The organism is Methylophaga frappieri, from assembly GCF_000260965.1.
GTDB lineage: Bacteria > Pseudomonadota > Gammaproteobacteria > Nitrosococcales > Methylophagaceae > Methylophaga > Methylophaga frappieri.
The window spans coordinates 759660-772490 of record NC_017856.1 but is presented as its reverse complement, the minus strand read 5'-3'; the positions used below and the strand labels follow the sequence as shown (position 1 = coordinate 772490).

At 47.9% G+C, this 12831-nt stretch carries 13 protein-coding genes; 12 read left to right on the top strand and 1 reads right to left on the bottom strand.

The genetic code is table 11. The annotated features are described in order from the left end of the window. The first annotated feature begins 79 nt into the window (after positions 1 to 79). The 12 genes from tsf to lpxA all read left to right on the top strand — a co-directional run bounded on the left by tsf (position 80) and on the right by lpxA (position 11547). Positions 80 to 958: a translation elongation factor Ts gene (gene tsf / locus Q7C_RS03500; protein WP_014703314.1), complete on the top strand. Its 879-nt coding sequence runs from the start codon at positions 80 to 82 to the stop codon at positions 956 to 958. A gap of 3 nt (positions 959 to 961) precedes the next feature. Further along, positions 962 to 1687 carry a UMP kinase gene (gene pyrH / locus Q7C_RS03495; protein WP_014703313.1) on the top strand — a complete coding sequence of 242 codons (726 nt, stop codon included), beginning with the start codon at positions 962 to 964 and terminating at the stop codon, positions 1685 to 1687. Positions 1688 to 1696: 9 nt separating this feature from the next. Next, complete coding sequence (gene frr, locus Q7C_RS03490) at positions 1697 to 2254, top strand: ribosome recycling factor (protein WP_014703312.1); 558 nt, start codon at positions 1697 to 1699, stop codon at positions 2252 to 2254. A gap of 22 nt (positions 2255 to 2276) precedes the next feature. Further along, positions 2277 to 3020 (top strand): isoprenyl transferase, encoded by a 744-nt coding sequence (locus tag Q7C_RS03485; protein WP_014703311.1) that lies wholly within the window; start codon positions 2277 to 2279, stop codon positions 3018 to 3020. Then, entirely contained in the window at positions 3013 to 3840 is an 828-nt protein-coding gene (locus tag Q7C_RS03480; protein ID WP_014703310.1) for a phosphatidate cytidylyltransferase, read from the top strand. Before Q7C_RS03485 ends, Q7C_RS03480 begins: the two co-directional genes overlap by 8 nt. Beyond that, entirely contained in the window at positions 3840 to 5015 is a 1176-nt protein-coding gene (gene ispC / locus Q7C_RS03475; protein WP_014703309.1) for a 1-deoxy-D-xylulose-5-phosphate reductoisomerase, read from the top strand. The genes Q7C_RS03480 and ispC overlap by 1 nt, the downstream gene beginning before the upstream one ends. After that, positions 5015 to 6352 carry an RIP metalloprotease RseP gene (gene rseP / locus Q7C_RS03470; protein ID WP_014703308.1) on the top strand — a complete coding sequence of 446 codons (1338 nt, stop codon included), beginning with the start codon at positions 5015 to 5017 and terminating at the stop codon, positions 6350 to 6352. The genes ispC and rseP overlap by 1 nt, the downstream gene beginning before the upstream one ends. A 55-nt stretch (positions 6353 to 6407) precedes the next feature. After that, positions 6408 to 8684, top strand: a complete 2277-nt coding sequence (gene bamA, locus Q7C_RS03465) for an outer membrane protein assembly factor BamA (RefSeq protein ID WP_014703307.1) — start codon at positions 6408 to 6410, stop codon at positions 8682 to 8684. A gap of 28 nt (positions 8685 to 8712) precedes the next feature. After that, positions 8713 to 9216: an OmpH/Skp family outer membrane protein gene (locus tag Q7C_RS03460; protein WP_050954382.1), complete on the top strand. Its 504-nt coding sequence runs from the start codon at positions 8713 to 8715 to the stop codon at positions 9214 to 9216. Between the two features lie 6 nt (positions 9217 to 9222). After that, positions 9223 to 10239, top strand: a complete 1017-nt coding sequence (gene lpxD, locus Q7C_RS03455; RefSeq protein ID WP_014703305.1) for a UDP-3-O-(3-hydroxymyristoyl)glucosamine N-acyltransferase — start codon at positions 9223 to 9225, stop codon at positions 10237 to 10239. A gap of 91 nt (positions 10240 to 10330) precedes the next feature. Beyond that, entirely contained in the window at positions 10331 to 10780 is a 450-nt protein-coding gene (fabZ, locus tag Q7C_RS03450; protein ID WP_014703304.1) for a 3-hydroxyacyl-ACP dehydratase FabZ, read from the top strand. Further along, positions 10777 to 11547: an acyl-ACP--UDP-N-acetylglucosamine O-acyltransferase gene (gene lpxA / locus Q7C_RS03445; protein WP_014703303.1), complete on the top strand. Its 771-nt coding sequence runs from the start codon at positions 10777 to 10779 to the stop codon at positions 11545 to 11547. Before fabZ ends, lpxA begins: the two co-directional genes overlap by 4 nt. Before the next feature lie 43 nt (positions 11548 to 11590). Here lpxA and Q7C_RS03440 read toward each other — a convergent pair whose 3' ends face one another. Then, positions 11591 to 12775 (bottom strand): ammonium transporter, encoded by a 1185-nt coding sequence (locus Q7C_RS03440; RefSeq protein ID WP_014703302.1) that lies wholly within the window; start codon positions 12773 to 12775, stop codon positions 11591 to 11593. Between the last annotated feature and the right edge of the window lie 56 nt (positions 12776 to 12831).

The window sequence follows — 12831 nt, the reverse complement described above, 5'->3', positions numbered from 1 at the left end:
CAGGCTCGTCTACGACGGGCCTGTGTCGTATGTGTGGCCTTGGGCCAACCATAAACAACAGAATTGAAGGGTAAAAATCATGGCAATTACTGCTGCACTGGTTAAGGAACTGCGTGAGCGTACTGGCTCAGGCATGATGGAATGTAAAAAAGCGTTGGTCGAATCGAATGGTGATATCGATGCAGCGATTGAAGCGATGCGCAAAGCGGGTCTGGCGAAAGCAGACAAAAAAGCAGACCGCGTTGCTGCCGAAGGCGTTATTGCCATTGAAGTTAGCAAAGATGGTAAACAAGCCGTCATGCTGGAAGTTAATTCCGAAACAGACTTTGTTGCCAAAGCCGATGACTTTGTCAATTTTGTTAACGAAGTGGCACAGAAAGCCTTGGCAAATCAACCTGCAGATGTGGCTGCACTGTTGGCAATGACACTGGATAGCGGTGAAACGGTCGACAACAAGCGTCAGGCCTTGATCGCTAAAATTGGTGAAAATATTCAGGTGCGTCGTTTTACAACTTTGCAAACAGCAGGCGTTATTGGTGCCTACCGTCACGGTGATCGCATTGGTACGATGGTCCAAATGTCTGGTGACAATGCTGAACTAGCGCGTGATTTGGCGATGCATGTGGCAGCAAATCGTCCACAAGCAGTGTCTGCAGATGAATTGTCTCAAGAATTGATCGAGAAAGAACGTGATATTGTGGCAACACAAGCACGTGACAGTGGCAAGCCAGAAGCTATCATTGAAAAGATGATCGAAGGCCGGATGAGTAAGTTTGTTAACGAAGTAACGTTACTGGGTCAACCGTTTGTGAAGGATCCAGATGTCACCGTTGAAAAACTGGTGAAACAAGCCGGTGTCACCGTTGAAGGTTTTGCGTTTTTTGAAGTGGGTGAAGGTATCGAGAAAAAAGCCGATAACTTTGCCGAAGAGGTTATGGCACAGGCACGGGGTAACTAATCGATGTCGGAAACGGGAAGTCAGCCGGTTTTTAAGCGGATTTTGCTGAAACTGAGTGGCGAAGCCCTGATGGGAAATGCCGAATATGGTATTGAGCCGGAAGTGATAACCCGTTTTGCCAAAGAGATCAGCGCCTTGAACAAACAAGGCGTTGAACTCGGCATCGTTATTGGCGGGGGCAATATCTTTCGCGGCGCTGGTCTGGCCGGGAAAGGCATGGACCGGGTCAGTGCAGATCACATGGGCATGTTGGCCACGGTAATGAATGCATTGGCGCTGCAGGATGCGCTGGAGCGTAATGGCACGTTTTGCCGAGTGATGTCGGCGATACGGATCCATGAGGTTTGTGAAGATTATCTGCGCCGTCGTGCTATTCGACACCTTGAAAAAGGCCGTGTCGTTATTTTTGCGGCAGGCACAGGCAATCCGTTTTTTACCACTGACTCAGCAGCCAGTCTTCGCGCCGTGGAAATCGGTGCAGAATTGATGCTCAAAGCCACACAAGTGGATGGGGTTTATGATGATGATCCGCGTAAAAACCCGAATGCGGTTCGCTATGAATCACTCAGCTACGATGAAGTGATTAATAACCGTTTGGCTGTGATGGATACCACTGCGGTAGTCATGTGTCAGGAACAAAAAATGCCGCTACGGGTATTTGATGTGCATCAGTACGGTAATTTGACCGACATTGTCTATGGCAAAAATGTCGGTACGCTGGTCAAATAGGATAAAAATATGATTGACGAAATTGAAAAAGATGCCGCTGACCGGATGCAAAAAAGCGTCGCCGCATTGACGAGTGCGATGGCCAAAATTCGTGCAGGTCGAGCGCACACTAGTTTGCTTGATCATGTCATGGTGCCTTATTACGGCTCAGATGTGCCGTTGAGCCAGGTAGCCAATGTGGGTATTGAAGATTCCCGCACAATCACAGTTTCCCCATGGGAAAAAAATATGGTGTCAGTGGTGGAAAAAGCCATTATGACCTCTGATTTGGGCGTCAATCCGAACAGCGCTGGCATGACGATTCGGGTACCGATTCCACCGTTGACAGAAGAACGGCGGCGGGATTTGGTGAAGGTCGCCAAATCTGAAGCGGAAAATGCCCGTATTGCAGTGCGTAATATTCGTCGTGACGCGAATAACACACTGAAAGATCTGCTTAAAGAAAAAGAAATTTCTGAAGATGAGTTGCGTGCAGCAGAAGAAAATGTGCAGCAATTAACGAATGCCACAATCAAACAAATTGATGACGTTCTGGTCGATAAAGAATCTGATCTGATGGAAGTGTAATCACCACGATTACTCGCCACTGATGACGGCGCCGGTCAGAAATATTCCACGTCATATCGCCATTATTATGGATGGTAATGGCCGCTGGGCAAAACAGCGTCTACAACCGCGATTTATGGGGCATCGTGCCGGTGTTCGTGCGGTTGAGGGGGTAGTCAAACATTGTGCCGCCAGTGGCGTTGAAGTGTTAAGCCTGTTTGCTTTCAGCAGCGAGAACTGGCGACGTCCCAGTAAAGAAGTGGACCTGTTAATGGAGCTATTCAGCCATGCGCTGGATAATCAGGTTCAGCGATTACATCAAAATAATATCCGTCTTCAAGTCATCGGCGATATCAGCCGATTTTCATCGACACTCCAGAATAAAATCGCTGAGGCGCAAAACTTAACGCGTCATAACAGCGGCCTGCTGATTAATGTTGCCGCCAATTATGGCGGGCGTTGGGATATTACTCAGGCGGTAAATCAGTTAATGGCTGAGGTGGCAGCAGGAAAGCGTGCGGCCGGGCCAGTATCGGAAGCAGACATCGAGTCATGCTTGGTTACCGCGTCTATTCCGGCACCTGACTTGTTTATTCGCACCGGTGGAGAGCAACGAATTAGCAATTTCCTCATCTGGCAGTTGGCCTACACGGAGCTGTATTTTACCGATACGCTTTGGCCGGAATTTAATGCAAAAGCGTTAGAGCATGCGATTGAATGGTATGGGCAACGTGAGCGCCGATTTGGGAGAACGTCTGAGCAAGTTCAGGAGCAGTCAGATGCTTAAGACGCGCATCATAACCGCAGCAGTGTTAATTCCGCTGATTATTGGCGCCGTATTTTTATTGCCGAGTAGTGGCTTTTTAGTCTTGTTGTTGGTGATTGCCTGTTTTTCTGGCTGGGAATGGTTAACCATTGTCGCCGGCCATAAAGCCGGTTACCGCATTGGTGGTATTGTGTTGACTTTGCTGGTTAGTCTTTTTTTGCTGCCGCTTGCCAGTATGACTGAGATGATCCTGGCAGGACTGGTTTTCTGGTTATTCGTGACGACATTAGTGGTGACTTATCGCCATCGGCGATTACCCGTCAAAGTTGGGCAATGGCTGGGTCATAAAGCAATGGCCCTGCTGTTGCTGGTCATGATTATTGCCTCGTTTATCTACAGCGGTTTATGGCTGCACGGACAGGCAATCTCGGGATCGATATGGGTGATGTATCTTTTCTTGGTTGTCTGGTTAATGGATACGGGGGGCTATTTTTTTGGTAAACGCTACGGTAAGCGGCCGTTGGCGTCAGCAATCAGCCCAAACAAAACTCTCGAAGGCCTGTTCGGTGGTCTGCTTTTAGTGATGATGCTTGCCGTGTTGGCATTGATGGCAAATGTCAATGCAACGATTCATCCCGTGATCTGGCTACTCGCAACGGTCATCACAGCGTTATTATCGGTTGTCGGTGACTTATTCGAAAGTATTTTTAAACGGTTGTTCGCGGTGAAAGACAGTGGAGCGCTATTACCGGGCCATGGTGGCATGCTGGATCGGGTCGACAGCTTGCTGGCGGCCATGCCGGTATTTGCTGCTTGTCTTTATTTAGGTGGGCTACGCTGATGCGGCAGGTCACCTTGTTGGGTGCAACCGGTTCCATTGGCGACAGTACATTGGATGTACTGGCACGACATACCGAGAAGTATCAGGTTTATGCCTTGACGGCCAATCAGGCGTCAGAAAAACTGTTTGAGCAATGCCAGCGTTTTCAGCCGAAAGTCGCCGTGATGCGAGATCGAGATGCTGCGCGTACGCTACAAATAGCGTTAAAAGAAGCAGGTATTAAGACGGAGGTTCGCTATGGTGATGCGGCCCTTACAGAGATTGCTGCTGACCCGCAAAGTGATATTGTTGTAGCGGCAATTGTTGGGTCTGCTGGCTTGCTGCCGACGTTGGCTGCAGCCAAAGCGGGCAAACGCATTTTATTGGCTAATAAAGAAGCGCTGGTCATGAGTGGTGCATTACTGATGCAGACAGTCATGGATAATGGCGCTGAACTGCTTCCGGTAGATAGTGAACATAACGCAATCTGGCAATGTCTGCCTGTCAGTGACAGCCAGCAGTATCATTTTGCAGACAAGGGCGTCCGTCGGCTTATTTTAACGGCTTCAGGCGGTCCTTTTCGTGATTGGTCAGCCGCCGATTTAGCAACGGTCACGCCAGAGCAGGCGGTGGCTCACCCGAACTGGTCTATGGGACAAAAAATATCGGTTGATTCGGCAACGATGATGAATAAAGGGCTGGAAGTGGTTGAAGCCCATTGGTTGTTTGGCTTGCCAGCAAATCAGATTGAGGTTGTCTTGCACCGTCAAAGTATTATTCATTCCATGGTCGACTATCTGGATGGGTCGGTATTGGCGCAAATGGGTAATCCGGATATGCGTACGCCAATTGCCAATACTCTGGCTTGGCCTGAACGTATTGATTCGGGCGTGATGCCATTGGATTTGATTAGCGTTGGCCGACTTGATTTTAAGGCAGCGAGTTTTGCCCAATTTCCATGTTTAAAATTGGCTTATCAGGCGCTGAAAGCAGGCGGAACCAGCACTGCAATATTGAATGCTGCCAATGAGGTAGCGGTATCGGCTTTTCTTGAAAATCGATTGAAATTTATTGATATCGCGACCGTTATTGAGCAGACCCTAATGGCTGTATCAAGCCAGACTGCGGATGATCTCGAAGTTATTCTTGAAGCAGATCGTCTTGCCAGACAACAAGCCGAGCGCGTTATCTGCTGATGCAGTCATTATTCTTTTTTATTGTTGCCCTGAGCTTACTCGTGGTGGTCCATGAATTTGGACATTATTGGGTTGCGCGACGTTGTGGCGTTAAGGTCCTGACTTTTTCCGTCGGTTTTGGTAAGGCACTGCTGACACGGTATAACCGTCATGGCACAGCATTTGTGCTAGCTGCTTTGCCTTTGGGGGGCTATGTGAAAATGCTGGATAGCCGCCAGATGCCCGTCAGTCCGGCTGAGACGGCGACGAGTTTTGATCATCAACCTTTGTCTAAACGGACCGCTATTGTTTTTGCCGGGCCATTGGCAAATATTCTGTTCGCTGTTTTGGCTTATTGGCTGATTCTGGTTATTGGTGTGCCAGGCGCTAAACCGATCATTGGTAGCGTCGCCGAGGGCTCACCAGCCGCTTTGGCGCAATTACAAGCCGGTGATGAAATTCGTCACATTGAGGGTGAACGGGCGCCCACTTGGCGTCGTGCTTTTGAATTGTGGTTTGCGGCGGCACAGTCAGGGGAAACCGTTACGATTGAGGTGTTATCAGGCGGTGTGACTAGCCAAAAAAAATTAACTCTTCCCGTGGTGGCTGTGGATGAGTCCGCCACTTTGTTGACCCAGGTCGGCGTGGTGCCCTATCGCCCAGAAATAAAACCCATATTAGGGCAAATCACACCGGGTGGTGCAGCAGATAAGGCGGGACTAAAAGCTGGTGATGAATTGATTTCATCTGATGGAGAACAAATTACAGATTGGCAATCGTGGGTCGAACATATTCAGGCTTCGGCTGGCAAAACGCTGGCAATAACGGTGCAGCGTGAGAGCGAGAGGCGGCAATTGTCGGTCATACCGACAGCTGATGAAAACGGGCTGGGCCGTATCGGCGTTGGTGTTGATACGACGAACCAGACTTTGCCTGCATCGTTATCTTCAGAAATGCGGCTGGGACCGGTGGCAGCGGTGCCGGTGGCATTTCAACAAACCTGGTCCTTTATGCGCAATACAGTTGTCAGTCTGTGGGGTATGGTGACTGGCCAGGTTTCGGCTGATAATCTGGGGGGGCCGGTCAGTATTGCCCAGTTTGCAGGCAGTAGCGCCCAACAGGGTGTGGTTGCTTTTATCGGCTTTTTGGCGATGATCAGCATCAGCCTCGGCATTTTGAATTTGTTGCCGATTCCGGTGCTTGATGGTGGCCATTTGCTGCTTTACTTGATCGAATGGGTGAAAGGCAGTCCGGTTTCTGAAACGGCTCAATTGCAAGCACAAAAAATAGGCCTGATTGTGTTGCTGTTATTGATGTCGCTGGCTTTTGCCAATGATTTATCAAGACTGTTTGGCTAATGCCGGCATTGCAGGTACACTTACGTTTTCGTCGACGGACTGTCTGATTATAATCATGAGAAAACTATTCACGGTACTGGCTTTAATCTGTTTCAGCAGCAGCGTCTGGGCGGAAGAATTTATTATTGAAGATATCCGAGTAGAAGGGTTGCAACGGATCTCTGCAGGCACGGTGTTTAATTACTTGCCTGTTAAAATAGGCGATGAACTGACTGATAATGACGTTCAGGGCATTATTCGTTCACTGTTCAAGTCAAAATACTTCAATGATGTTCAGGTAGAAAGCGATGCCGGTGTCTTGGTTATCCGGGTCAGTGAACGACCGGCAATTTCCAGTATCGAGTTTGTTGGCAATAAAGATATTGATGGCGATGAACTGACCAAGTCGCTTAGACAGATTGGTTTTGCCGAGGGGCAGGTGTTTGAGCAGGCCATGCTTGAACGCGTCGAGCTAGAATTGCAGCGCCAGTATTTTAGCCGTGGTAAGTATGGTGTCGACATTCAATCAGAAGTGACGCCGCTGTCTCGAAATCGTGTTGGTGTCAGAATTAACATGACGGAAGGTGCGGTTGCGACTATTGGTGAAATCAACATTGTCGGTAACGCTTCCTATGATGACGATGAATTACTGGATGCTATCGAGTCGAGTACCGGTGGATGGCTGTCGTTTATTACCAAGGACAATCAATACTCCCGCCAGCGCTTGTCTGCTGATTTGGAGACTATCCGCTCCTTTTATCTCGATCGTGGCTATGTTGACTTTACTGTTGAGTCGACGCAGGTCACGATTAGTGATGACAAAAAACAGATCTTTGTCACCATTAATATTTCTGAAGGTGAGCGCTACAAGATTAATGACGTTCGATTGGCGGGAAATTTGATCGCACCAAAAGAAGAGTTATTTGAGTTGGTGACGATTCGCAATAATGCGGTGTTTTCGAGAAAGGCGATTAACGATAGCTCAGAAAACCTGACTGACCGTTTGGGCAATGATGGCTATGCCTTTGCTAACGTGAATGCCGTGCCTGATATCAATCGTGAAACGAGGGAAGTCAATCTGACATTTTTTGTCGATCCCGGCAGACGTGCCTATGTGCGTCGGATAAACATTTCAGGTAATAGCAAAACCCGAGATGAAGTGATCCGCCAGGAAATGCGTCAGCAGGAATCTGCCTGGATTAATACACAAAAAGTCGAGCAGGGTAGAGAGCGCGTTTCGCGACTGGGCTATTTTGAAGATGTGAACGTTGAGACCTTGCCGGTGACCGGTACAAGTGATCAGGTTGACCTCAACTATGATGTGACGGAAACCGCCTCAGGCAGTATTTCTGCGGGTATCGGTTTCTCTCAATCAGACGGCATTATTTTCAACGCTAACCTGACGCAACGTAACTTTCTTGGTAGTGGTAAGCATATTCGTTTTGGTTTTAATAATAGCGATTTCAATACGACTTACAGTTTTGGTTATACCAATCCGTTTGCCACAATTGATGGGATAAGTCAGGGCTTTAATACCTTTTATCGTGAAATTGACGCGCGTGAAGCGAACCTTGCCAATTACAGTACGAAAACCTTAGGTGGCGATATCAATTTCGGTGTGCCTATTTCGGAAAATAACCGCATTTCGCTGGCACTGGGTTATGAGCAAACGGAACTCGATCTGTCTGATTTCAATACCATTCAGCGTTATGAAGATTTTATTGCGCGCGAGGGTGATAAATTCAATGCCTTTCCGGTTACCGTCGGCTGGACTAGTGACAGCCGTGATAATGCCTTGTTACCGACGCGGGGCATGGAGCAGCGCATTACGTTTGAAGTGGCCGTCCCCGGCGGGGATTTGCAGTATTACAAACTGCGTTATAACAACAACTGGTACCGACCCATCTCAGATGATCTGACTTTTGCGTTGCGTACCGATTTGGGTTATGCAGATGGTTATGGCTCAACCAGTGAGCTACCGTTCTTTGAAAACTTCTATGCGGGCGGTATTCGTAGTGTTCGGGGCTTCCGTGCCAACACACTTGGCATTCGTGAAGATGATCAACCATTGGGGGGGAATTTATTGGTCACCGGGGGGGCAGAAATTATTTTCCCAGTGCCATTCATGCGTAAGTCATTACGTTCTTTCCGACTGAGTACTTTCTTCGATGTTGGTAACGTTTATGATCAGGACCAAAGCTTTGATGCCGGTTTGTTAAGATATTCTACTGGTGTTTCTGCTATCTGGATTTCTCCATTTGGTGCCATGTCATTCAGTATTGCTGCACCGCTTAATGCGGAGAGTGGCGATGAAAAAGAAGTCTTTCAATTTCAGTTAGGCTCTACCTTCTAAAATTTAGTTAATTATTCCGGAGTATATAGTGAGAACAGTAAAGGTTATGTTGGTATCGCTGGCCCTGTTAGCGGTCAGCCCGGCCAGTTTCGCAAATGATCTGAAAGTGGGTGTGGTCAATGCCAGTGTTATTCTCGACAAATCTCCTCAAAAAGAACGGGCGTTGAAACGTCTGGAAACCGAGTTTTCTGCACGCAGCAAATCGCTCGAGGCGAAAAGTCGTGAATTGCGTTCTGCCCAGGAACAGTTGCAAAAAGACGCCGCTATTTTGAGTTCGGATGAGCGAGAAACCCGTGAACGAAAAGTATTGGGCGATCAGCGTGAATTAAAACGGCTTCAAGATGAATATAGCGAAGATCTCTCCATTCGTCGTAATGAAGAACTGCGCAAGCTTGAAGAAGAAATTGCGGAAACCATTGTCTCTGTCGCTGAGAAAGAAAATTATGACTTGGTACTTTACCAAGGCGTGATTTTTGCCAGTGAGGCAGTTGATATAACTGAAAAGGTTTTGCAACAACTGCAAGCTCGATAAATTAAGGTGAAATGGACACTGAAGTCATTAGCACAAGCACTGGAAGCAGAGCTTGTCGGCGACCCGGACTGTGAGATAGATCGGGTCGCGACATTACATAATGCAGGATCGGGCTCACTGAGTTTTCTGGCTAACAGCAAGTATCGAAAATATCTGAAATCAACCGGTGCTTCCGCAGTGTTGCTGACGAACAAGGATGCCGCTGACTTCAGTGGTAATGCACTGGTGGTAACCGAACCGTATGTTGCTTATGCGCGCGCGGCAAAATTGCTGTACCCAGCTCAGGCAGTTACGCCTGGACAGCATCCGTCAGCCGTTGTCGAAAACTCTGCTGTCATTGATGAGACAGCATATATTGGACCGCAAGCTTACATTGGAGATGGGGTCCGCATCGCTGCTGGTGTGTATATCGGGCCGGGCTGTGTTATTGGTCATGATGTACAAATTGGTCAACACACACGACTTGTGGCCCGTGTCACGCTCTGTGAACGGGTCGCCGTAGGGTCACGAGTGACAATACATCCAGGGGTTGTGATTGGCGCCGATGGGTTCGGGATCGCACTGGATAGTGATCACTGGATAAAAGTGCCGCAGGTCGGTTCAGTTCATATTGGTGATGATGTCGATATTGGTGCCAATACCACGATTGACCGAGGTGCCATTGATGACACCATCATCCATGATGGCGTTAAACTCGACAACCAGATACAGATTGGCCATAACGTTATTATCGGTGAGCATACGGTGATTGCCGGATGCGTTGGCATTTCTGGCAGTACCCAGATTGGTCGGTATTGTGCGATTGGTGGTGGTACCGGCATTGCTGGTCATATCGAAATTGTCGATAACGTCCAATTGACGGGAATGAGCATGGTGACCAAATCCATTTCTGAGGCGGGAAGTTATTCATCGGGTATTCCTGTTGAGCCAACTCGGGAATGGCACAAAAACGTCATTCGTTATCGACAAATGGAAAAACTGTTTAAACAGGTTAAGACGCTGACAGAAAAACAGTCTGATTAATCCGGCTGACTGAATCACTCGGGCTTTACCCGATCTGACAGTGACAGTAATATGTCGCCAATGCGACAAAGATTGATGCAAGGAAATCAGATTGAACACCATAGATATACATGAAATTCAGCGATTGTTACCGCATCGGTATCCGTTTTTGCTAATTGATCGCGTGATCGAATTTACCCCAGGTGAACATCTGGTCGGCATCAAAAATATCACCTTTAATGAACCACAATTTACCGGGCACTTTCCGCAACGGGTCATTATGCCCGGTGTTCTGATTCTCGAAGCGTTGGCGCAGGCTACCGGATTATTGGCATTTAAAACGGCAGATGAAATTCGCTCAGATGAAGCGCTTTATTATCTGGCAGGTATTGATAATGCCCGATTTAAGAAACCGGTCGAACCCGGTGATCAGCTTCGACTGGAAGTCAAACTGGTCAAGAATAAACGAAATCTCTGGAAATTTACCGGTGAAGCCAGTGTTGACGGAGAAGTGGTAGTCAGCGCTGATATTATGTGTGTTAATCAAGAAATGCCATCGTGATTCATTCTACGGCCTTAATTGACCCTGATGCCCGTATTGCCGAAGATGTCTGTATTGGTGCCTATAGTGTTATTGGTGCCGGTGTCGAAATTGGGTCCGGCTGCGAAATTGCTTCTCATGTTGTGATTGAAGGGCCGACACGAATTGGTAACAACAACCGGTTTTTTCAATTTGCGTCAATCGGTGCTGAGCCACAGGATAAAAAATACAATGGCGAAGCGACAACCCTTGAAATTGGGGATAACAACCTGTTTCGAGAATCAGTCACCGTTAATCGTGGCACGGTTCAAGGCGGCGGCGTCACCAGAATTGGCAGCAATAACTGGGTTATGGCCTACGTCCATATCGCCCACGATTGCCTGATTGGCAATGATAATATTTTTGCCAATAATGCCTCGCTTGCTGGCCATGTCGAAATTGATGACCATGTGATTCTGGGCGGTTTCACCTTAGTCAGCCAATTCAACCGGATTGGTGCGCATGCATTTAGTGCCATGGGCAGTGTCATTTCAAGACATGTTCCCCCGTATGTGCTGGTTTCAGGACACATGGCCGAGCCCGTTGGTATTAATACGGAAGGGTTGAAACGCCGCGGTTTTTCTGAGCGGCAGATTCGTAACATTAGACAAGCATACAAGCTGGTTTACCGTAGTGGATTGCGTCTAGAGGTTGCGCAAAAAGAAATACAAAATATTCCGTCTGAAGCGAAAGAGCTGGATTGCTTTATTGCATTTCTCGAAGCCCAGCAAGGCGGTATTATCCGCTGAGCGGATAATACCATTGGCCGTCGTTTCGTTTGTTTAATCCGGATTAATCATTCACAGGATTGGCACTGATTTTATGGATACTTAAATCAGCCCCATCATATTCCTCCTCTTGGGTCAGACGTAAGCCCATCAGTTTCTTGAGCATACCGTAAACAACCCAGCCACCGGCAAAAGCGATTGTCACGCCAAGCACAGTGCCTAAAAGCTGTGACATGAAGCTAACGCCACCTAATCCACCCAGAGCCACTTGACCAAAGATGCCGGCAGCGATACCACCCCAAACACCACAAATACCATGTAACGGCCACACGCCTAATACATCATCGATTTTCCATTTGTTTTGTGCTTTTGTGAAAAAGTAAACGAAAAGTACCCCGGCGACGGCGCCGGTTACTAATGCACCAAGTGGGTGCATTACATTCGAGCCGGCGCAGATGGCGACCAATCCGGCGAGAGGGCCGTTATGTACAAAGCCCGGATCGTTACGGCCCATGAAGCAAGCAGCTAATGTGCCGCCAACCATGGCCATCAATGAATTGACAGCAACGATGCCGCTGATACCCTCGACTTGCTGCGCTGACATGACATTAAAGCCAAACCAGCCGACAGTGAGAATCCATGCACCTAATGCCAAGAATGGGATACTGGAAGGCGGATGAGCATAAATTTCACCGCTTTTTCCGTAGCGTCCGTGACGTGGACCTAAATGTAATACTGCTGCCAAGGCAATCCAGCCGCCAACCGCATGGACAACAATAGAACCGGCAAAGTCATTAAATGGCGCGCCAAAGCTATCTTCTAACCAGCCTTGAAAGCCAAACAAGCCATTCCAGCTTATTCCTTCAAATAACGGGTAAACGAATCCGGCAATGACGAAACTGGCAATGAGTTGCGGATAAAATTTAGCGCGTTCTGCAATGCCGCCGGAAACAATCGCCGGGATGGCTGCTGCAAAAGTCAGTAAAAAGAAAAACTTGACCAGCGCATAACCATTATTGTCAACGAGTGCCGGGGCTGGTTGCAGGAAGTTCAATCCGTAAGCGATACCATAACCAATAAAAAAGTAAGCAATGGTGGAGATACCAAAGTCGGTAATGATTTTGACCAGCGCATTGACCTGATTTTTCTTGCGTACGGTACCAACTTCCAAAAAGGCGAAGCCAGCATGCATTGCCAGCACCATAATGGCACCCAGCAAAATAAATAATACATCAGTAGCAGTTTGCACGTTTATTTCCTCATCATGTCGTTATTATTCGTAGCACCAAAATAGCAATTACTGCA

Bases quoted from the DNA above. Each gene is read 5' to 3' on its own strand.
- rseP (WP_014703308.1), top strand. From the start codon at position 5,015: ATGCAGTCATTATTCTTTTTTATTGTTGCCCTGAGCTTACTCGTGGTG.
- Q7C_RS03485 (WP_014703311.1), top strand. From the start codon at position 2,277: ATGACGGCGCCGGTCAGAAATATTCCACGTCATATCGCCATTATTATG.
- bamA (WP_014703307.1), top strand. From the start codon at position 6,408: ATGAGAAAACTATTCACGGTACTGGCTTTAATCTGTTTCAGCAGCAGC.
- frr (WP_014703312.1), top strand. From the start codon at position 1,697: ATGATTGACGAAATTGAAAAAGATGCCGCTGACCGGATGCAAAAAAGC.
- ispC (WP_014703309.1), top strand. From the start codon at position 3,840: ATGCGGCAGGTCACCTTGTTGGGTGCAACCGGTTCCATTGGCGACAGT.
- pyrH (WP_014703313.1), top strand. From the start codon at position 962: ATGTCGGAAACGGGAAGTCAGCCGGTTTTTAAGCGGATTTTGCTGAAA.
- tsf (WP_014703314.1), top strand. From the start codon at position 80: ATGGCAATTACTGCTGCACTGGTTAAGGAACTGCGTGAGCGTACTGGC.
- Q7C_RS03480 (WP_014703310.1), top strand. From the start codon at position 3,013: ATGCTTAAGACGCGCATCATAACCGCAGCAGTGTTAATTCCGCTGATT.